Below are 22348 nucleotides of genomic sequence, written 5' to 3' on the forward strand. Positions count from 1 at the left end.
AAATAGTTTACTTTGTTGATTTGGGAATACCTGTGTGAGTGAATACAGAACCTTTTACTTTCTGGTTTCTGTCCTGTGCAATACGGGTTGGAGTAGGATATTCCAGTTTTTCCAGGTCGGCAATAGCATTGCTGATATCGCCCAGTAATTGATCTGCCATATCGCGGCTGAATCCCTGACGGACAACGATACGCATAACAACCCAGTTTTCAAGGTTTTCAGGCAATGTATATGCCGGAACCATCCAACCGCTCTGTTTCAGTTTATCCTGCAAATCGTATAATGTCCATTTAGCAGATTTAGCATATTCCGGTTTCAGATACCAGATAAACAATGGGTTCACCACTTCTTTGCTGTAGTTCTGGAACGGAGCCATCTTGCCGATTTCAGCATGCAGGTAATCGGCTACAGCCATACTGTTCTGCTGTACTTCCTTGTAACCCTGGAATCCTAAACGGATGAACTGATAGTATTGTCCCAGGATCTGAGCTGCAGGACGAGAGAAGTTCAAACCGACCTGAGTGATGTTTGCACCTAAATAATTTACACTGAAAGACATGGAACCCGGCAGGTATTTCTTGTCTTTCCATACTACCCAGCCTAAACCCGGATATACCAATCCGAACTTATGTCCGGAAGTACTGATGGAAAGTACCCATTTCAGGCGGAAGTCCCATTTAACCTCCGGTTTCAGGAACGGCAGGATGAAACCACCGGAAGCTGCATCCACATGGATAGGAATATCATAACCGGTCTTTGCATTGTATGCATCGAGAGCGGTATCCAACGCTTCCACATCGTCGTTCAATCCTGTCCATGTAACACCCTGGATAGGAACAATACAGATTGTATTTTCATCACACATATTCAGGGCATCCTGCGGGTCGAGTGTGATATGTTCCTGCGTCAACGGTACCTGACGCATTTCGATCTGCCACAACTGAGCGAACTTTTCCCATACAACCTGGAAACCGGCAGAGATGACGAAGTTAGGTTTGTCGACCGGTTTACCCTGAGCCAATCTTCTTTCACGCCAACGCAACCAGGCGGCAACACCACCCAACATACATGCTTCGGAAGAACCGATCGCCAATGCACCGGATTTCCACTGTGCCTGTTCGGGGCTGTTCCACAGGTTAGCCATGATATTGATACATTTTGCATTCATCACAGCGATACGCGGATACTCAGTTTCGTCGATATAGTTGATGTTGATTGCTTCGTTCATCAACTTCGTTGCATAATCATCCATCCAGGTAGTGACGAACGTAGCCAGGTTCAAACGGGGTTGTGTCTGGGCGAAAGTTTCGTCTTTTACCATCTGATACGCAATCTCCGGAGTGGTAGGACCATCAGGAATTACGTCTACTGGAGCTGGATGCAACATCGCATTCGAGCCAAAAATCGCAGTTTTGGCATCACCTTCTCTAAAACTTGAATCTTTCATGTCTTTTTGTTTTTAATTATTTAAGAATTGGCGCAACCGACATTCGTGCGTCGATTTGTAGTGCAAAAACAGCCTCCAACGGCAATTGTTCTTCGATTTTGGTTAATCCTGCAATATTTAATTACTTTTGGCTTGATCTCGCTACTCCGCATCCTACGTTCGCTGTCGTCTGCGAAACTCGCTTCGCTCAAACAACGCAGCCTCCGGGCGCTCACTCCGGCTGCTGCGCTTAACGCTCGCCCGCTGAGGCCTTTCCAAGGAAGCTCTGCTTCCTCTAAGGATTGCCGATACCGATAGTTTTTTAGTAACGGAAATAACCTTTCAAATGAACATTCAGTCATAAGAATTGTTTCCTGTCTTATAAAACAGCTATTTAAGTATGAGAATACAGACAGGACAGGGGACGATTCCCCTCATCACATTAATAGGTATATGGTCGATCTCGGCACTGAACGCGCTGCCGGGACTGGCTGTTTCTCCTATCCTGGGGAAGCTTTCGGCGATATTTCCGCATTCGACGGAACTGGATATACAGATGTTGTCGTCGCTGCCTTCCCTGTTGATCATACCGTTTATTATCCTGTCCGGAAAACTGACTGAGAAGATCAATAATATCTGGTTATTACAGATAGGGTTAAGCATCTTTGCCGTAAGCGGTATCCTGTATCTGCTCTCGACCAAGATGTGGCAACTGATCGCTGTCAGCGCCCTGCTGGGAATCGGTTCAGGACTGATCGTTCCTCTTTCTACCGGACTTATTTCACGATTCTTCATCGGCGCCTACCGGACAAAGCAATTCGGTCTGAGTTCGGCCATTACCAATGTGACACTGGTACTGGCAACCGTGCTGACAGGATACCTGGCGGAGATCAACTGGCATCTGCCGTTCCTGGTCTATCTCTTCCCGCTTATTTCAATCGTCCTGTCGTTCTACCTGAAAAAGAATATCAGTCCCCTGCCCGCTTCCGCTACCGTTTCAACCCAAGAGAAAGGGAAAGAAAGCGACCCGGCATTCGGTAAGTTCGGCATACAGGTCAGACACCTCGTACAGATCATGGGGTTTTACGGGCTGGCGACTTACCTCGTTATCATTGTCAGCTTCAACCTCCCCTTCCTGATGAAAGAATATCATTTCACCAGCGGCAATTCGGGTATCATGATCTCCCTGTTTTTCCTGGCTATCATGGCTCCGGGATTCGTACTGAACCAGATTGTAGACTTCCTGGGTAAGAAAACGAAATTCTATTGCCTGCTCTCGATCGCACTGGGGATGCTGCTGATCCTGGTTTCAAGAACGGAATGGCTGATCGGACTGGGCTGTATCTTCACCGGGCTAGCCTATGGCGTTATCCAGCCGATCGCTTACGACAAGACCACCCGCACGGCTATCCCGTCGAAAGTGACGCTGGCACTGGCTTTCGTCATGGCTATGAATTATCTGGCAATCCTGCTATGCCCGTTCATTATAAATGTATTCAAAGATATGCTCCATATAGAAACACAACAGTTTGCTTTCCTGTTCAACATGATTATTGCCCTGGCTGCCGCCGTCTGGGCTTATATCAAACAGGATTCGTTCCTGTTCAACGACAGTTTCAAAAGTAATTAAAGGTGCATATAAACGCTAAGCTTATGAAGAATAAAAAGACAGAAGCCAACCTGAGTATGATCGTATCGAAAACCTTCAGCGGTTTGAATGCGAATGCACTTCGGTATTTACTCCCTTTATGGATCGCACCACTGACGGGTGTCATGTTCCGATGTGTTTTCGGAGCCCTTATGTTTTGGATCATCAGCCTGTTTTGGAAACAGGACAAGACAACCCTGAGGGAAAAAGTCACCCTGTTTCTTTTGGGGGCGATCGGGCTGTTCGGCTTCATGTTCTTTTATCTGATAGGTGTCAGCAAAACGACCCCGGTTTCCAGTTCGCTGTTCAGCAGCCTCCAACCGATCTGGGTATTCATCCTGTCCGTTCTCTTCCTGAAAGAACGGATCACGGCAATGAAGATCATCGGTATTACCATCGGATTGGGGGGCGCACTACTCTGTATCCTGACACAGAAAAGCGATGACCTGGCCTCGGATGCCTTTACCGGAAATATGCTTTGTATGCTCAGCTCAATTGCTTATGCTGCTTACCTGATCATAAGCAATGTCGTACTGGGCAGGGTCAGTTCGCTCAATATGTTGCGTTACAGTTTTCTTGGAGCCGCTTTTTCTTCGCTGGTTGTCATGGCATTCACCGGCTTCGATGCACATCTTTTCAGCCATTTCGAATGGACTCCTTTCCTGGTCCTGATGTTCGTCCTCATCTTCCCCACAACGATCAGTTACCTGCTGATCCCAATCGGACTGAAATACCTGAGCACGACACTGGTCGCTCTCTACGGCTACCTGATACTGATCGTTGCCACCATCGTCTCCCTTTCCATCGGTCAGGACCGCTTCAGCTGGTACCAGATGATCGCCATTGCACTGATCTGCTCCAGTGTCTATTTTGTTGAAATAGCGGAAAGTAAAGACAAAGCCACTGCTTCAAAATAATTGGCATATTGGCACATTACCCCATTGGCATATTATTTTTTTCTCTTTCTTTGTAACAACTTATCCGTTGATCCCGTCTCTCTTATGAAGCTCTTCCAAAGCGCGCAAAAGGAAGACGGAAACAAACCGGATTAGTAATCATTTAATACAACAGAAAGATGAAACGATACTTTGTTATCCTGGCACTGATTTTGATCTGCCAGGCAGGAAATAGCCAGACAATGAACGACCTGTTCAAAGAATTTTCTAAAATAGAACAGATCAACCATGTCAAGATAGGCAATATCACCATGAAGCTTGCCAGCATGTTTACAGAAACCATGGGAGTGAACGGTATAGAAGTCATTGAATTTAGCAGCTGCAAGAACGAGATAAAAGAACGCTTTACCAAAGCGATCAAGGAATTGAAAGACCCTGACTTCGAAACAATGGTCACTTCCAACGATAAGGGCAGCCGTACAAAAGTAATGGTACGCATTGAAAAAGATATGATCCGCGAACTGGTAGTTCTCACGACCGGCAACAGCAACGCGCTGATCCGCATCAAAGGTAAGATCAAACCGTCCGACATAGATAAAGTAGTGAAAGATCATGGGAATGGATGCTGAGAACTTTAAACGAAAGTTCCTCCCCTTCCACCCCAAGCTCTTCCGGATCGCATACGCCCTTGTTGAAAACAAAGCAGACGCAGAAGATATCCTCCAGGATGCTTACTTCAAACTATGGAATAAACGGGATGATCTGCCCGACATCGACAATCCTGAAGCATTCTGCGTCACGCTGGTCAAAAACCTCTGTCTCGACTTCCTCCGTTCCCCCCGTGCCAATCGCCGGGAAGAAAAGATAGAAGAAGTTTTCATGCTGGCGACCGACTCTTCTCCGGAAAAAGAGCTGGAAACGAAGGATAAGGAACGGCAAATCCGGCAACTGATCAGCCGTCTGCCCGAAAACCAGCGGCAAGTCATCCGCCTTCGGGGAATAGACGATTGCTCGATGGACGAGATAGAACAGATCACCGGCCTCAATGCCGTAAACATACGCGTGTTACTCTCCCGGGCACGCAAAGTAATCCGGGAACAATTTGATAAAATATACGAATATGAACGATAAACAGATAGATGAATTAATCAACAAAGTCCTCCGGGAGGATCAGATGTTGCCGGAAGGGCTTTCCGAACGGCTGGAGCAACAGATCGACACCTGGGCTGCCGCTGAAAAGAAAAAGACGCTCCGTTCATCTTTCCGCCGCCGTTCACTCTACTGGATTAGCGGAACTGCCGCAGCAATCTTACTGCTTTGCGTCGGTATTGCCGGACTGAAAGACCTGGAGACAGGTAAACAGCATTTGGCAGATACCTACACCAATCCGCAGGAAGCCGCCATAGCCGCTGGAAAAGCGCTGGCTTTCATGTCTTCTAACCTCAACAAGGGAATCGATCAGATGAACGATGCCCAACAGGAAATAAATAATGTAAACCGTATTTTGAATAAACATTTAAATGACTGACAAGATGAAAACTAAAAATATACTACTCATCCTCTTCCTGTGCTGCACGAGCATTTGCTTTGCACAGAACAAACTGTTCGACAAATATTCCGAAATGGACAACGTCACTTCCGTATATATTTCGAAAGCCATGTTCCAGATGATACCCGACATGAAGACAAACGGTCTCAACCTGACGAATCTGAAAGGGAAGATAGAAGGCCTGCAGATTCTTACCACCCAAAACAATAGTATAAAAGAAACTATGCGTAACGATTTCGAAAGTCTGATCGGTAAAAATCACGAAGAACTGATGAGGGTGAAGGACGGTAAGACGCGTGCCACTTTCTACGTAAAGCAGAAAGGAGACCTGATCAGCGAACTGATTATGCTCGCCAATGCCGACAATAGTTTCAATGTGATCCAGCTATTGGGTAACTTCACCTTGCAGGACATCCAGGAAATTACAAAAGAAATGAATAAATAGAAGCAGAAAGTATCCCGGTTTTCAACAATCTTTGATATCGGGAATACTGCTTTATATCCCGACAAACGAACGAATCTGAAATAGAAATAAGATCATAAATCTATAACTTTAGGGTACAAGAGTAAAAATGAAACCATTATAAGCTATAGTAAACGCTCTAAAATGTTATATTTGCGAGACATTAGGTATTTGACCCTGATTATCTATCAAATAACAAACGAGTAGAGCAACGTATGAAAAGTGGAACAGAGAGGTTGAATGTCCTGATTATCCTGATTGCAATGTGCTTTTTATCCGGCATTGCTTTTGCTGATGATGGGACATATAAAAACGTACCGAGGGATATGACAGATTCCATATCCTATTCACGTCATTTGATCCATAGGTTAGGTATCGACGGACGGCCTACTTATATTTTCCCAACCAACTCTTTCCTGCGAGGAGACAATATGGATATGAAACCTATCCGTAAATCCATCTCTGCCCATTTGAAATATTCCTTTCAATATTATCCGAACAGTTACACGGACCGAATTTACAGAGGTTCCTACCAAGGACTTGGACTGGCTATGTATTCGTTTGATAATAAAGAGGAAATAGGAACTCCCTTTGCCCTTTACCTCTTTCAGGGTGCACGTATTGCCCAGCTCAATCCCCGTCTGTCGTTCAACTATGAATGGAACTTCGGAGCTTCTTTCGGCTGGAAGCCTTATGAAGAATATGATAATCCGTACAACAAAGTGATCGGTTCGAAAATCAACGCTTATATCAATGCTAATTTCTACCTGAACTATATTCTTTCAAAAGAACTGGATCTGACAGCCGGAGTGGATTTAACGCATTTCTCGAATGGGAATACCCGGTTTCCGAATGCGGGACTGAATACGGTCGGACTGAAAGTGGGACTGGTATATAACTTTAACAGGAACGGCGATTTATTTTCCAAACCGTTCTTCCAGCCTCCTGTACCCCGTTTCCCTCGCCATATCAGCTATGATGTCGTCCTGTTCGGTTCATGGCGTCGGAAAGGTGTCTATGTGGGAGAAGGACAGGTTGCTGCCCCGGGAGCATTTGCGGTAGCAGGATTCAACATTAACCCGATGTATAACTTCGGATATAATTTTCGGGCAGGTGTATCGGTGGATGGAGTTTATGACGAGAGTGCCAATATCTATGCCGATCCCTACTCCTCTTCTTCTACCGAACAGTTTTACCGTCCGCCGCTCAGCTACCAACTGGCACTGGGACTTTCTGCCCGTGCCGAATATGTGATGCCTTACTTTACAGTCGGAATAGGCTTGGGAGGAAATGTAATACACCGCGGAGGGGATCTGAAAGGTTTATATCAGGTTCTAGCACTTAAAATCGAAGTTACCCGTAGTTCATTTATACATATCGGATACAACCTGCAAAACTTCCATACTCCCAATTACTTAATGCTAGGTATCGGATACCGGTTCCATAACAAGTATCCGACATTCCACCGATAAAAATAATTTGTCATATCCCTGAAAGTAAATTTAAATTGCCTTTTCTCCACCGAAGGAGACAGGGAAGAAACTTTTGTTTTCTCAGCATGAAACTGTCTTACTTCCCTGTTATAATCTTCCTTATCTCGCTTAGTTTGTTGAGAGCTTCTATCGGAGTAAGATTGTTGACATCGAGATTCTTGATTTCGTCGCGTACCTGGCTTAGTACGGGATCATCCAGTTGGAAGAAGCTGAGTTGATAACCTTCGGCAGCAGAAGCGATTTCCCGGACGGGCTTTGCTTTTACTTTTCCTTTACCTTTTGCTTTCTCTTTACAATCGATACTTTCCTGTCGATTATCCGTTTCCAGTTGTTTCAATATCTCGTTGGAACGTTTCACGATACTTTTCGGCATACCCGCCATCTTCGCCACATGGATACCGAAGCTATGTTCACTACCACCGGGAACCAGTTTACGCAGGAATATCACCTTATTGGAAACCTCTTTTACCGATACATTATAATTCTTGATTCGTTTGAAAGAACGTTCCATCTCGTTCAGTTCATGATAATGGGTAGCGAAAAGCGTCTTGGCACGGGCATTCGGATGCTCATGGATATATTCGACAATCGCCCAGGCAATCGAAATACCGTCGTAGGTACTTGTTCCCCGCCCCAGTTCATCGAAAAGAACCAAACTGCGTGAAGACATATTATTCAAGATGTTCGAAGCCTCGTTCATCTCCACCATAAAAGTAGATTCACCGACGGATATATTATCGGAAGCCCCGACACGGGTAAATATCTTATCTACCATACCGATACGGGCAGACTCGGCAGGAACGAAACAACCGATCTGTGCCATCAGCGTGATCAATGCCGTCTGGCGCAGCAATGCTGATTTACCCGCCATATTCGGACCTGTGATAATAATGATCTGCTGCTGCTCGCTATCTAGATACACATCGTTGGCAATATAGGCCTCACCCAACGGCAACTGCTTCTCAATCACCGGATGGCGGCCCGACTTTATATCGATCACATCCGAATCATCTACATTCGGACGGATATAACGGTTACCCTCCGCTACCTTAGCAAACGATAACAGGCAGTCCAGGCGACCGATCAGGTTAGCATCCACCTGGATAGGAGGTATAAATTCGGCAAGACAGGTTACCAGCTCGGTAAACAGGCGGCCTTCAAGGGAAAGTATCTTTTCCTCCGCTCCCAATATCTTTTCTTCGTACTCTTTCAGCTCCTCCGTAATATAACGTTCGGCATTCACCAGTGTCTGCTTGCGTATCCATTCAGCCGGAACTTTATCTTTATGTGCGTTGCGCACTTCTATATAATAACCGAACACATTATTAAACGCAATCTTCAAGCTCGGAATCCCGGTCTTCTCACTTTCCCGTTGTTGTACCTGTATCAGGTAATCCTTACCGGAATAAGCAATAGCACGCAATTCATCCAATTCCGCATTGACTCCTTTGGCTATGACACCGCCCTTATTCAGTAAAGCGGGCGGATCGTTATTGATCTCTTTCTCGATCCGGTCGCGTATCTCCGTACAGGCATTCAACTGTTCACCGATACGGGAAAGGCTCGGCTCGTCACTTGCCATACAAGCCTCTTTAATAGGCTCGATCGCCCGGAGAGCGACTTTCAACTGTACCACCTCACGAGGAGAAACACGTCCCACAGCCACTTTGGAAATAATACGTTCCAGGTCACCGATCTGTTCGATCTGTTCGTCCAGTATCTCTTTTACTTCCGGATGACGGAAGAAATAATCCACCACATTCTGGCGTTCCTGAATCGGTTTGACATCTTTCAAGGGGAACAGAACCCAGCGGCGCAACATGCGCGATCCCATAGGAGAAACGGTTTTGTCGATTACGTCCAGCAGGCTGGTGCCCTCATCGTTCATCGTACCGACCAGCTCCAGGCTGCGTACCGTAAATTTATCGAGTCGTACATAACGGTCTTCCTCGATACGTGACAGTGCCGTGATATGTGAAATATGTGTATGTTGTGTCTGATCCAGATAATACAGGATAGCACCCGAAGCAACCACTCCCAGCTTCAGATGTTCCACACCGAAACCTTTCAGGTTCTTTGTCTCAAAATGTCTCAGCAGGCGGTCGTTGGCGGCATCAGCCGAAAAAACCCAGTCTTCCATCTCGAAAGTAAAGAAACGGGGACCGAACACTTCCTCAAATTTCTTGCGATTATTACGTTCGATAAGTACCTCTTTCGGAGAGAAATTATTGAGCAGCTTGTCGATATAGTCGATCGTTCCCTCAGCAGTCAGAAACTCACCGGTCGAAATATCCAGGAAAGCGACACCGCAAACCTCCTTCCCGAAATGAACGGCAGCGAGGAAGTTATTTTCCTTATGATTCAGAATATTGTCATTGATGGAAACTCCCGGTGTGACCAACTCCGTAACCCCACGCTTCACCAGTTTCTTGGTCATTTTCGGATCTTCCAGCTGATCACAGATGGCAACACGCTTACCGGCACGGACCAGTTTTGGCAAGTAAGTATCGAGTGCATGATGCGGAAAACCTGCCATTTCGATAAACTGTCCCGGTCCGTTGGCTTTCTTAGTCTGTACGATCCCCAGTATTTCGGCACCTACTACGGCATCTTCGCCATACATTTCGTAAAAGTCTCCTACACGGAACAGAAGAACAGCATCCGGATGTTTCGCTTTAATATCGAAATACTGCTTCATCAATGGGGTTTCAACTATTTTTGCCACGGGATATATGCTTTTGTCATTAAATTTAAACCGTACAAAGGTACAATTTTTTACGAAAGTATGAAGGTAGGAAAAATAACATAGTCCAGTAAGAACTTTGTTAATACTGGATGCAAATATAGTAAATATTACTTTCCACACCTTATATCTAAGTTTAATAATCAATGCTTCTCCTAAATACAACTGTATTTGATATTATTTATGCCAATAAAAAAATACTGATTAAGTACCAATACGGGAATTAACCGTCATGATATCATCCCCTCAAAAAAATGATTTATCCTAATTAATAAAAGCATTCGCAAAAGAGAGTAGCTATAAATCAGCATATCAGACAAAGTTCTTACTGAACTAAATTAAAATCTACTCACTATGGCCTCAAATGAACCCAAAAAGCGCAGCATTACCGGCAATCTTGTTGCTAACATGCTGACAGAGCGTGAAGACGACTTCACTTTTAATGTAACTTACGTAGCAAACCGATCGATTGAAGACCTGTGTAAAATCGCAGCAAATGGAAAAAGTAAATTCTCGGCATCCGAATTATTGAGTGCTTATACCGATTTAAAGGAGGTAGCCAAGGAAGAATTATACTCAGTTTCTACCGTAGATCGCCCAGTAATCGAATAACCTTATCATCGATGATCATCGTCGAAATACTTAAAAATTACATTAATGAACATGGAAATAAATAATTCACTACATCTATCAATTAAGAGACTGCCTATATTCGTGTTTTTCTGTCTTATTTGTGGGCTAGTTCATGCAGAAAATACTCCCTGGGATGGAGGAATAGCCAAAGCCATCGCTAATGAAGAAGGGGGGAATGGACAGGATGTCAATCAACCTATTCTAATAGCTACGGCTGAAGAACTGGCTTATCTAGCGCAACAAACAAATGCCGGCGGAAAGGAACTAGAGTTGACAAACGGAGATAAAATAAGTGAATATACAAACTTTCAAGACCTGTATTTCCAGCTAACAGAGGATATAGATTTGAATAATAAAAAGTACTGATAGGTTGCAGTGCCGATGTTCCATTCAAAGGCTATTTTGATGGCAATAATAAAACGATAAGCAACCTGGCTAATATAACTGAATCTGATGATATTAATTATGCAGGTTTATTCGGATACATAGAGAACGGTTCCATACAGAATTTACATATTGAAATCGCAGAAGCAGGGCTGCATACAACTAGTGCAGGATATGTTGGAGCACTAGCTGGTTATGTTGAGGATAGCCCAATAACAAATTGCAGTGTAAAAGGAGGAGATATAACAAGCGAAGTAGACATTAAACTCTCTAGCCAACTAACCGTAGGTGGCTTGATCAGACACATAATAACTAGCTACATAACTGATTGCCGTAGTTCTGTGAACGTGAAAGCTACTCTTACAGGTGGATCAGGCCTTATGGTTGGAGGTATTACCGGAATCAATGCACATTCATCTTTCACAAACTGCCACTATTCGGGTTCTGTTATGGCAGTCGATGAACGAAAGGATGCTTCTCCTAACAGTTATGCCGGAGGAATTACCGGTACAAGCGATTTATCACCTGTTGGTCTTGAGTCTAAAGCCAGTACAATATCCCAATGTACCGCCTGTGTAAATATATCTGCAGGTGCTTATGCCGGAGGCATTGTAGGAGATTTTTCAGAAGGGACTATAGAAAAGTGCTGGGTCAAAGGTGTTATCTCTACAAAAGAAACTGAAGGTCAGGCTGGGGGTATCGTAGGACACAATAAATATGGAGGAAAAGTTACAGAATGTTATAATTGGGCTTCTGTTACTGCTTCAGAGGCTGCCGGAGGAATTGTCGGATATGAATATACCACTTCTCTTTTTACTATATCAAAATGCTGGAGTTCAGGTGACATTACTGCTCCCGTAGTTGGTGGCATAGCTGGCTATATAGGTTTTGGCTCTATTGAAGAATGCTATACATCCGGAAATATAACGGGAAATTATGCCGGAGGAATTGCCGCATATGCTGGATCAGAAATCATCAAAAATTGTTCTTCGACGGCAAATGTAGTAGCAGAAAGCGAAGAAGAGGAAGACTCTTTTGCCGGAGGGATTGTCGGAGTGGGTCTCAAATATAGCAGTTACCAAGGAACATCCATCCAAAACTGTTATGCTACAGGCAAAATAAGTTCAAATTACGCAGCAGGAGGTATCGCCGGCCTAAACCGGAGTGATGCTGGAAGTATAACCCATTGCGTTGCACTAAACATAGAGGGAATAAGCGAAATTGCTAAAGACAAACTTTCTCTGAAAGCCTCTCCCGAAGTATCCTTGGGTCGCATAACAGCAGATAAACAGGGTACGCTCACCTCGAATTTTGCCAGTCCACTTATTCCCGGAGATTGGACAGATGAAGCCTCCGGCAAAGACGGTGACGACCTTACTTCCACTAATTTCACACAAGGTAACGGAAACGCCTTTGACGGATGGGACGACACGGATGTCTGGTCGTTCGACCCTGACGGTATAAATCTGCCAATATTAAAAGTATTTGGTGAAAATTCTGCAGGTAAACCAGTACAACCGAACATTCCGAAGTCCGACTTCCTTACTTTTACCGTCAAGTATGACATACCACAGAACGGTACGATAACTGTATCCTCTTCTACCGAAAATTCCATACAATCCGGTGCACCTATTGCCGGAGGAACCGAATTAATCATTTCCGCAACACCTAACGATGGGTATGAACTGACCAGTCTCAATGTAAACGATAACCCTTTTAAATCCGGCGATACTTATATTGTAACTGGTGATGTTAAAATCAGTGCCTCTTTCGATGTCAAACCGACTCCACCCGATCCCGACCCTGTAATACCTGATCCAGATCCTACACCCACGGTTTTCCATTCGGTTACACTACCACAAGTGGAAGGTGCAACAACCGATCCGATAGCCGGTATTTATGAAGTGGAGGCATGGAGTAGTTTCCGTTTCTATCTTACGCTTGATAAAGAATATGATCTGTCCGAACCTGTTGTGACCACCGATCGCGGTGAAACCATCACTCCCCGAAATAGCGACGGAGCATATATAATAAAATACATTCGCCAGCCGGTTGAAATCTATATAGATAATATCGTTAAGAACCCCGACCCGGTAGCTAATGAAACGATTAAAACCGACCAATCGAAAGTATGGACGGAGGGAGGATGTCTACATATTATATCTGCAACCACCGGACAACTGTACATCTATACGGTTGAGGGCAAACTGCAAAAGAAGCAACCTGTTATAACAGGCGAAACGGTAACCATCCCGCTACCGGAAGGATTCTACATAATTCGTATTAATAATGAACAGTTTAAAGTAATTATTTAGTAAATAATGCTTCCTTAGTCAAAGGGATAAAAAAATAGCCAAAACCGATAGAGTTTACTAGTCAGAGGGGATACGTCAAAGTTATATTTGAAACGTGTCCCCTTCTCTATTTATTTCAGAAAAAAAATATAACTTTGCCAGCATGTCTGATAAGAAACATCTTAGATTCATGAAAAAAACTATTTTACTCGCTTCCGGCCTGATTGCGGCCATCCCTTTTGTGCATGCACAAAAAAACAAAGACAAAAAACCGAATGTCGTATTCATCCTGGCAGATGACCTGGGATACGGCGATTTGAGTTGTTACGGACAGGAAAAGTTCAGCACTCCCAACATCGACCAACTGGCACAAAACGGTATGCGTTTCACCCAGTGTTACTCAGGAACAACTGTCAGTGCCCCTTCCCGCTCCTGCCTGTTGACAGGTACACACAGCGGACATACTCCTATCCGTGGAAACAAGGAACTGGATCCGGAAGGACAATTCCCATTACCTGCTGATGCACGTACTATCTTCCATGTCATGCAGGATGCAGGATACAAGACTTCTGCCTTCGGTAAATGGGGATTAGGTTACATTGGCACTACCGGTGATCCTAAAAACCAGGGTTGCGAAACATTCTTCGGATATAACTGCCAGCTATTGGCTCACAGCTATTATCCTGACCATCTGTGGGATAACGACCAACGTGTCGAACTGAAAGATAACGTATTGGATGTTGAATATGGAAAAGGAACCTATTCGCAAGACCTGATCCACTCCAAAGCACTCGATTACCTGGATAATCTAAAAGAAGACGAACCGTTCTTCATGTGGTATCCGACTATTCTACCTCACGCCGAACTGATCGTGCCGGAAGACAGCATCATCAAAAAGTTCCGTGGTATGTATCCGGAAAAAGCTTATAAAGGAACAGAACCGGGCAATCCGGGATTCCGTAAAGGGGGTTACTGCACACAGCTTTATCCGCATGCTACATTCGCAGCGATGATCTATCGCCTGGACGTATATGTGGGACAGATCGTACAGAAACTGAAAGACAAAGGATTATATGATAACACGATTATTATATTCGCCAGCGATAACGGCCCTCACATGGAAGGTGGCGCCGATCCTGATTTCTTCAACAGCAATGGCATCTACCGTGGTTACAAACGTGACCTGTATGAAGGCGGTATCCGTGTGCCGATGATCATTTCATGGCCGGGACACATACAGCCGGGAACAGAAACGAATTTCATGTGTTCTTTCTGGGACGTATTGCCTACTTTCGAAGAGATCATCCATCCGAAAGCGAAACAGAAAGAAATGGACGGCGTAAGCATGCTGCCGTTGTTGCAAAACCGCAAAGGACAGAAGGAACATGAATTTCTGTACTTCGAATTTCAGGAAATGAATGGCCGTCAGGCTGTACGCCAGGGTTCATGGAAACTGGTACACATGAATATCCGTGGAGATAAACCGTATTATGAACTTTATAACTTAGCAGCCGATCCTTCGGAAAAATACAACCTGTTGGATAAATATCCGGAAAAGGTGGCCGAGCTGAAAGAGATCATGGTACGCGAACATATTGAAGATCCTAACTGGCCATTGCTGAAAAAGTAAAAACCATTTCGTTGGCTTCAACGATATGATTGAAGATAAATATAAAAGCAGGCTGGATTAATTAATAAAATAATCCAGCCTGCTTTTATTTATAATACCTAATTATTTCTTTACCAGTTTATGGCTACTTCGTCCTTCCACAGTCATAACTTCCAATACATAAACTCCGTCCGGATAGCTATCATAAGAAAGTGATAATTGAGTATTATTACTGGCTGATTGTTTTTTCATCAATCGTCCGTTCATATCATACAAGACCACTTCTTTAATTGCAATAGGGGCAGTTATCTGAACCGTTCCGGCTACGTCATAAGAAACGGAAACACCTGTTTCGGCTGTTATATTTTCCGTTGAAGTAGAAGGATCGGCAGCTACCACGATCTCACCGGTCGTATTATTATTGCCTCTCACCCATTTCCATTCACTCCCGTCACTACTTTTATATAACAAACGGATACGGTCACCGGGAGCAATCGTTTTTGTGATCGTACAAGGAACTTCCTGTCCTACTCCACGTTCGATCTGGATAGTAACAGGCTCTTCACTGGAGATAAATTCTTTTGTATTCCCGTTTTTGTCTACAAGAGCGACAACCAGGTTACCTGAAAAATCACGGATACTCATGTTGCCTACATAACCATACTGAACACCGAAAAGCTGATTTTCTTCAAAATCTTCTGTGGTGGCTTCAAGGCCGGCAAAGACTGTTCCCTGATTTTCCCCATAGAAAAAGGCTAATACATCCTGATAGGTAGAACCTTCCACCGGCTTTTTCATACTGATAATAGCATCCTGACCAAGCGAGAAACCACCTCCGCTATTACCACCGGTTCCCTGCACTTCGGGTTCGAGGACAGATAACAGGTAATACCCGTTAGCCAGTCCGCTCCATCCCCAGTTCACATGATAATAATCGGCATCGTTGTAACCGTCGATGATAAATTGATGACCTTCTTTCTGATCATTCTCACCACCATAGACAACAGGACGGTTATCATCCAGTTCACCTTTGATAATAGCTTCCCATTCGTCTTTCTGATAATTATCGCGTTGCAGGACATGGAGAGATTTATCGTATTTCATATAATTGACAAGCCCCTGGGCTGCTGTCAATGTTAAGGCACCGCTGTTACCGGGAGCATAATTCATTTCTGAGAAAACACCGCAATCGTACATCAGAGTGGCTATGTTTTGGGCCTGCTCAGTAGTATATTGCCCTGCCGTGTAGGTAGAAGGCATGTTATCCCACTGGTATGGAGTGTCGAAAGTAGCGGAAAGAGACAGATTATAAGTCTGCGAAGTATAAGAATGACTCCCCTGTCCTACGTCCGGCCATTTATGATATTGCATGGCGATAGCTGTCGAGGTGGCAACACATCCGGTCGGCGTACGCTGGCTGTTTACTACCGGGCACAAGTTATTATAAGGTGTCATCTGATCCCAAAGGACAGTTTTTAACAACGTTCCGGTCGATTTCAACTGCATCTTGCCCTGGCGAACTTCGTTCCAGGCGGCTGTGACATCCTTCGAAACCTCCGGTTTGTTTTCACGTATCCAGTTGATCTGGCGCTGGTAACTTTCAAACCATCCACGCAGGTTGGACGGCATGGAGTCTTTTTCAAACAGTTGCTGCATACCGTAACCTAGAATAGGATATACGGCATCATCACCGGCCACAACGACAAAGCCGTCGGTATCTTCGCGGTTAAATACGTAAAAGGTAGCATCCTGTACGGAACCGGCTGATTTGGTAGCCGCTCCGGCATCCGACCAGACCAGTGTCACTCCCGACTCCGAAGCTTTTGTCTGCGGAGAATTACTTTTCAGGAAACTGAGGGCTACGCTCTTTGCCTGTTTTACATCAATAGGTGCAGCACTTATCGACATTGTCAACAAGGCGATAAAGAAAATAAAAGTACATCTTCTCATACTCGTCATTTTTTAGTTTAAACTTAGTTTGCGCTTATCAGAGGTTTGGTTGAAGGGTATTAATGGCGTTTTTACTTAATTCATTAATAAAGATGTTCTTATAACAAAGAAAGGAGAAAAATAGTTTCACTTGCCACTTTATTTGAGTGAGAATGCATAGATCATTAAAATAAGTATATCGAAATCTTCTGACAAATAAATATTATTCATACATTTAGCCACTTATTAATCACCAAAATTTATAAACTATGAATTTACAGGTAATACAAAACAAGATTTATGAGATCAGAGGTATACAAGTTATGTTGGATTTTGACTTAGCTGAACTTTATCAAGTAGAAACCAGAATACTTAATCAGTCTGTCAAACGTAATATAAAACGTTTTCCTCCAGATTTCATGTTCCAACTTAATGAAGAAGAATTTTCTTTGGTATCACAATTTGTGATACCAAAAAATGGTAGAGGTGGAAGGAGACTACTTCCTTACGCTTTTTCTGAACCCGGACTTGCCATGCTTTCCGGAATACTTAATAGTGACATTGCTATTGAAGTAAATATTAACATCATGCGTGCCTTTGTTCAAATGAGAAAACAGTTTATCTCAAATTGTGATAAACTGTCTACTAATAAGAAGCTATCAGAACTGGAGCAGCAAGTCAAATTTCTTCAGGAAGACATTGAAAGTCTCAGTAAAGATCATGAAAACTATGAGCAACATTTTGACGATATCTATCTTGCCCTGGCAGAACTTGCCTCTAAAAATAAAGAAAAGCCTGGTAACTCCAGACCGAAAATAGGTTATGTGAAGTAAAACAAAATAAATTGACTAACTTTGTGGCTTTAAACTGAAAACGATAAAAAACGATTAGATATTATGGAGTACAATTTCAGAGAAATCGAGAAAAAATGGCAAGAATACTGGATTGCCAACGGGGTTTATAAAGTGAAAGAAAACAAAGATAAACCCAAATACTACGTGTTGGATATGTTCCCTTACCCATCCGGTGCAGGACTACATGTTGGACATCCGCTCGGTTATATCGCTTCTGATATTTATTCCCGTTTCAAACGGTTACAGGGATTTAACGTATTACACCCAATGGGATATGATGCTTACGGTCTGCCTGCAGAACAATATGCTATCCAAACCGGACAACATCCCGAAGTAACAACCAAACAAAACATTGCCCGTTATCGCGAGCAAATGGACAAAATAGGTTTCAGCTACGACTGGAGCCGTGAAATCCGCACATGTGATAAGGAGTATTATCACTGGACACAATGGGCATTTATTAAAATGTTCAACAGCTATTACTGTAACGACGCAAAGAAAGCATTACCTATCGAAAGCCTGATCAAAGCATTTGAAACAGTAGGTACGGAAGGCCTGAATGTTGCTTGTGGTGAAGAAATGCAATTTACCGCTGAAGAATGGAAATCTAAAAGCGATAAAGAAAAACAAGCTATATTGCTGAACTACCGTATCGCTTACCTGGGTGATACAATGGTTAACTGGTGTTCCGAACTAGGAACCGTACTGGCTAACGATGAAGTCGTGAATGGTGTTTCCGAACGCGGTGGTTTCCCTGTTGAACAGAAAATGATGCGCCAGTGGTGTTTGCGTGTATCTGCTTATGCACAACGTTTGCTGGACGGACTGGATACGATCGACTGGACGGATTCACTGAAAGAAACACAGCGTAACTGGATAGGTCGTAGCGAAGGTGCCGAAATCCAATTCAAAGTGAAAGATAGTGATATAGAATTTACCATCTTTACAACCCGTGCAGATACTATGTTCGGTGTAACTTTCATGGTATTGGCTCCCGAAAGCGAACTGGTTGCTCAGTTGACGACAGCTGAACAAAAGCAGGAAGTAGATGCTTATCTGGATCGTACCAAGAAACGTACGGAACGTGAACGTATTGCCGATCGTTCTGTAACCGGTGTATTCAGTGGTTCGTATGCTATCAATCCGTTCACGGGTGATGCAGTACCCGTTTGGATCAGCGACTATGTATTGGCCGGCTATGGAACAGGTGCTATCATGGCAGTTCCGGCACACGATAGTCGCGACTATGCATTTGCAAAACATTTCAACCTGCCTATCATTCCGTTGATCGAAGGCTGCGATATAAGCGAAGAAAGCTTCGATGCCAAAGAAGGTATTGTCTGCAATTCACCGAGACCGGATGTAACTCCTTATTGCGACTTGTCATTAAACGGCTTAACTGTAAAAGAAGCAATCGCTGCTACCAAAAAATATGTATCCGAACATCAACTGGGACGTGTAAAGATTAACTATCGTCTGCGCGATGCCATCTTCAGCCGCCAACGTTATTGGGGCGAACCGTTCCCTGTTTATTACAATGCCGACGGAATGCCTCAGATGTTACCATTCGAAGCATTACCGTTACAACTGCCGGAAGTGGATAAATTCCTGCCGACAGCCACAGGCGAACCTCCATTGGGACATGCAACTAAATGGGCTTGGGATTCTGTAAACAAAAAGGTTGTAGAAACATCCAAAATAGACAATAAAACAATCTTCCCGCTGGAACTTTGTACTATGCCTGGCTTTGCCGGTTCTTCCGCTTATTATCTGCGTTACATGGATCCTCATAATAATGAAGGCCTGGTAGATAAACAAGTGAATGAATACTGGCGTAATGTAGACCTGTATATCGGTGGAACGGAACATGCTACCGGTCACCTCATTTACAGCCGCTTCTGGAATAAATTCCTGTATGATATGGGAACAATCTGCGAAGAAGAACCGTTCCGCAAGCTGATCAACCAAGGTATGATTCAGGGACGTTCAAACTTCGTGTATCGTATTAAAGATACAAATACATTCGTATCCCTGAACCTGAAAGACCAGTATGAAGTAACTCCTATTCACGTAGACGTTAACATCGTATCCAATGATATACTGGATATCGAAGCTTTCAAAAACTGGCGTCCGGAATATCATAATGCAGAATTTATACTGGAAGACGGTAAATATATCTGCGGATGGGCTGTTGAAAAGATGTCTAAATCGATGTTCAACGTTGTAAATCCGGATATGATCGTAGACAAATACGGTGCGGACACTTTACGTCTGTATGAAATGTTCTTAGGCCCGTTGGAACAATCTAAACCCTGGGATACAAATGGTATTGACGGTGTTCATCGCTTCCTGAAGAAACTGTGGGCTTTGTTCTATGGTAACACTGAAAGTTTGCAGATCACAGACGCTGAACCTACAGCTGAAGAATTAAAATCATTACATAAACTGATCAAGAAAGTAACATTCGATATCGAGCATTTCTCTTTTAATACTTCTATCAGTGCTTTCATGATCTGTATTAACGAATTAGGCAGCCTGAAATGTAATAAGCGTGCTATCCTGGAGCAACTGGTTATCCTGTTGGCTCCGTTCGCACCTCATACTGCAGAAGAGTTATGGCATGAATGTGGTCATACGACTACGGTCTGCGATGCTCAATGGCCTCAGCACAACGAAGAGTACCTGAAAGAAAATTCAGTTACTTACGCTATCTCATTCAACGGAAAAGCCCGTTTCAGTATGGAGTTTCCGGCTGACATGCCCCGTGAAGAGGTTGAAAAAGCCGCTCTTAGTCATGAAAGCTCTGCTAAGTGGACGGAAGGCAAGACTCCTAAAAAGATCATTGTCGTTCCGGGTAAGATCGTTAATATCGTAATCTGATGAAAACAAGTAAATCTTATGCTATTTATTATTTTATAAAGGATTATCTGACGATTTTCCTGGGAACCATACTATATGGTTTCGGGTTCAACGCTTTTATCCTGTCTAATGAAATTGTCACCGGTGGTGTAAGCGGTATCTGCGCACTGATATTCTTTGCCACCGGCGGTGCAATACCGGTGTCGGTTTCATACTTTGTTATCAATGTAGTCTTACTATTAGCCGCTCTGAAGATTTTGGGATTCAAATTCCTTATAAAAACAATCTTTGGAGTATTCTCACTTTCCGCATCCCTGTCATTCTTTGAATGGCTGCTGAAAGGTAATCCCATATTACACGATCAGCCATTTATGGCGATCATGATCGGTGCACTCCTTTGCGGAGCCGGGTTAGGATTGGTATTTTCAGCGAACGGAAGTACGGGTGGAACAGATATTATCGGAGCGATTGTCAATAAATATAAGAATATATCTATCGGACGCGCACTGTTATTTTGTGACTTCTTCATTATCAGTTCCTCTTTTTTCCTCTTCCATAACGTGGATAAGATCGTCTTTGGTTTTGTTGAAATGATCATCAGTAACTATGTCCTCGACATGGTGCTGAACGGAAACCGCCAATCGGTGCAGTTCCTCATCTTCTCGCAGAAGTATGATGAAATAGCCGAGCGGATCATTCACGACCTGGACAGAGGATGTACCATACTGGACGGTGTAGGAGGTTATTCCCGTAAACCGGTCAAAGTGGTTGTACTACTGGCTAAAAAATCGGAATCAGTATCCATCTTCCGTCTGGTAAAACAGATAGACCACCAGGCTTTTATTTCCCAAAGTATTGTCCGTGGAGTTTACGGAGAAGGATTTGACCAGATAAAAACTTAAAATATTATTCAAACAATTAAAAGCACTTCCATACGTTATATATTTCGTACAGAAGTGCTTTTTTATTTAGATATTCACGCATATGAAACTCGTATTCGCTACAAATAACCAACATAAGTTGGATGAAGTACAAAAAATAACAGCCGGTCATACAGAGATAGTAAGCCTGGCTGCCATCGATTGCCATGACGATATACCGGAAACAGCCGATACCCTGGAAGGAAATGCTCTTCAGAAAGCCCGCTATATCAAAGAAAAATTCGGTTATGACTGTTTTGCCGACGATACCGGTCTTGAAGTGGAAGCCCTAAACAATGCTCCCGGTGTATATTCTGCACGTTATGCCGGTCCGGGACACAATTCGGAAGCAAACATGCAAAAGCTTCTTTTGGAAATGAACGATAAGGAAAACCGGAAAGCCCGTTTCCGTACCGTCATAGCACTTATCCTGAACGGCAAGGAGTATCTGTTCGAAGGCATCGTCAACGGTCAGATAACGAAGGAAAAGCGCGGAGCCAGCGGATTCGGATACGATCCAATCTTTATGCCGGATAACTATGCGGAAACATTCGCCGAAATGGGTAATGATATAAAGAATACGATCAGCCACCGGGCTGAAGCTGTAAAGAAATTGAGTGCTTTCTTATCTACATTATCAGAATAAAT

The 22348-nt window shown here is 43.7% G+C and carries 18 protein-coding genes and 1 pseudogene; 16 read left to right on the top strand and 3 right to left on the bottom strand.

What is annotated here, in order from left to right; translation table 11 throughout:
- Positions 1-7 precede the first annotated feature (7 nt).
- Positions 8-1447, bottom strand: coding sequence for a glutamate decarboxylase (locus DXD68_RS13205; protein WP_122362028.1), 1440 nt, complete (start codon positions 1445-1447; stop codon positions 8-10).
- Between the two features lie 379 nt (positions 1448-1826).
- On the opposite strand from DXD68_RS13205, the gene DXD68_RS13210 reads away from it, so the two are divergent.
- The 7 genes from DXD68_RS13210 to DXD68_RS13240 all read left to right on the top strand — a co-directional run bounded on the left by DXD68_RS13210 (position 1827) and on the right by DXD68_RS13240 (position 7454).
- Complete coding sequence (locus tag DXD68_RS13210; RefSeq protein WP_122362029.1) at positions 1827-3056, top strand: MFS transporter; 1230 nt, start codon at positions 1827-1829, stop codon at positions 3054-3056.
- Between the two features lie 23 nt (positions 3057-3079).
- Positions 3080-3991, top strand: coding sequence for a DMT family transporter (locus tag DXD68_RS13215; protein WP_122362030.1), 912 nt, complete (start codon positions 3080-3082; stop codon positions 3989-3991).
- Positions 3992-4149: 158 nt separating this feature from the next.
- The gene (locus tag DXD68_RS13220) at positions 4150-4599 is read left to right on the top strand and encodes a DUF4252 domain-containing protein (protein ID WP_075559637.1); all 450 of its coding nucleotides are present in this window, start codon (positions 4150-4152) and stop codon (positions 4597-4599) included.
- On the top strand, positions 4589-5101 hold the full coding sequence (locus tag DXD68_RS13225) for an RNA polymerase sigma factor (protein WP_122362031.1): 513 nt from the start codon (positions 4589-4591) through the stop codon (positions 5099-5101). Before DXD68_RS13220 ends, DXD68_RS13225 begins: the two co-directional genes overlap by 11 nt.
- Positions 5091-5498 carry a hypothetical protein gene (locus DXD68_RS13230; RefSeq protein WP_122362032.1) on the top strand — a complete coding sequence of 136 codons (408 nt, stop codon included), beginning with the start codon at positions 5091-5093 and terminating at the stop codon, positions 5496-5498. The genes DXD68_RS13225 and DXD68_RS13230 overlap by 11 nt, the downstream gene beginning before the upstream one ends.
- Positions 5499-5502: 4 nt before the next feature.
- The gene (locus DXD68_RS13235) at positions 5503-5964 is read left to right on the top strand and encodes a DUF4252 domain-containing protein (RefSeq protein WP_122362080.1); all 462 of its coding nucleotides are present in this window, start codon (positions 5503-5505) and stop codon (positions 5962-5964) included.
- A 233-nt stretch (positions 5965-6197) separates the two neighbouring features.
- Positions 6198-7454 (top strand): acyloxyacyl hydrolase, encoded by a 1257-nt coding sequence (locus DXD68_RS13240; protein WP_122362033.1) that lies wholly within the window; start codon positions 6198-6200, stop codon positions 7452-7454.
- A gap of 97 nt (positions 7455-7551) precedes the next feature.
- Here the strand turns inward: DXD68_RS13240 and mutS are convergent, their stop codons facing one another.
- Complete coding sequence (gene mutS / locus DXD68_RS13245; protein WP_410510723.1) at positions 7552-10173, bottom strand: DNA mismatch repair protein MutS; 2622 nt, start codon at positions 10171-10173, stop codon at positions 7552-7554.
- Positions 10174-10572: 399 nt separating this feature from the next.
- Between mutS and DXD68_RS13250 the strand changes: the two genes are divergently transcribed.
- The 5 genes and pseudogenes from DXD68_RS13250 to DXD68_RS13270 all read left to right on the top strand — a co-directional run bounded on the left by DXD68_RS13250 (position 10573) and on the right by DXD68_RS13270 (position 15159).
- Positions 10573-10830: a hypothetical protein gene (locus DXD68_RS13250; protein ID WP_233577141.1), complete on the top strand. Its 258-nt coding sequence runs from the start codon at positions 10573-10575 to the stop codon at positions 10828-10830.
- A gap of 45 nt (positions 10831-10875) precedes the next feature.
- Complete coding sequence (locus DXD68_RS13255; RefSeq protein ID WP_122362034.1) at positions 10876-11217, top strand: hypothetical protein; 342 nt, start codon at positions 10876-10878, stop codon at positions 11215-11217.
- 170 nt (positions 11218-11387) lie between these two features.
- Positions 11388-11471 (top strand): annotated as a pseudogene (locus DXD68_RS24850) (GLUG motif-containing protein); the annotation flags it as partial.
- Between the two features lie 111 nt (positions 11472-11582).
- Positions 11583-13550 carry a T9SS type A sorting domain-containing protein gene (locus DXD68_RS13265; RefSeq protein ID WP_158585882.1) on the top strand — a complete coding sequence of 656 codons (1968 nt, stop codon included), beginning with the start codon at positions 11583-11585 and terminating at the stop codon, positions 13548-13550.
- A 169-nt stretch (positions 13551-13719) separates the two neighbouring features.
- The gene (locus DXD68_RS13270; RefSeq protein ID WP_122362082.1) at positions 13720-15159 is read left to right on the top strand and encodes an arylsulfatase; all 1440 of its coding nucleotides are present in this window, start codon (positions 13720-13722) and stop codon (positions 15157-15159) included.
- 102 nt (positions 15160-15261) lie between these two features.
- Here the strand turns inward: DXD68_RS13270 and DXD68_RS13275 are convergent, their stop codons facing one another.
- Complete coding sequence (locus tag DXD68_RS13275; RefSeq protein ID WP_122362036.1) at positions 15262-17088, bottom strand: thiol protease/hemagglutinin PrtT; 1827 nt, start codon at positions 17086-17088, stop codon at positions 15262-15264.
- A 248-nt stretch (positions 17089-17336) separates the two neighbouring features.
- On the opposite strand from DXD68_RS13275, the gene DXD68_RS13280 reads away from it, so the two are divergent.
- From DXD68_RS13280 to DXD68_RS13295, 4 genes are all read left to right on the top strand, one after another.
- Positions 17337-17900 carry an ORF6N domain-containing protein gene (locus DXD68_RS13280; RefSeq protein WP_122362037.1) on the top strand — a complete coding sequence of 188 codons (564 nt, stop codon included), beginning with the start codon at positions 17337-17339 and terminating at the stop codon, positions 17898-17900.
- Positions 17901-17963: 63 nt separating this feature from the next.
- Positions 17964-20801 (top strand): leucine--tRNA ligase, encoded by a 2838-nt coding sequence (gene leuS / locus DXD68_RS13285; RefSeq protein WP_122362038.1) that lies wholly within the window; start codon positions 17964-17966, stop codon positions 20799-20801.
- On the top strand, positions 20801-21682 hold the full coding sequence (locus tag DXD68_RS13290; RefSeq protein WP_122362039.1) for a YitT family protein: 882 nt from the start codon (positions 20801-20803) through the stop codon (positions 21680-21682). Before leuS ends, DXD68_RS13290 begins: the two co-directional genes overlap by 1 nt.
- 82 nt (positions 21683-21764) lie before the next feature.
- Positions 21765-22346 (top strand): non-canonical purine NTP diphosphatase, encoded by a 582-nt coding sequence (locus DXD68_RS13295; RefSeq protein WP_122362040.1) that lies wholly within the window; start codon positions 21765-21767, stop codon positions 22344-22346.
- The last annotated feature ends 2 nt before the right edge of the window (positions 22347-22348 follow it).

It is taken from the genome of Parabacteroides sp. TM07-1AC (assembly GCF_003480915.1).
GTDB lineage: Bacteria > Bacteroidota > Bacteroidia > Bacteroidales > Tannerellaceae > Parabacteroides > Parabacteroides chongii.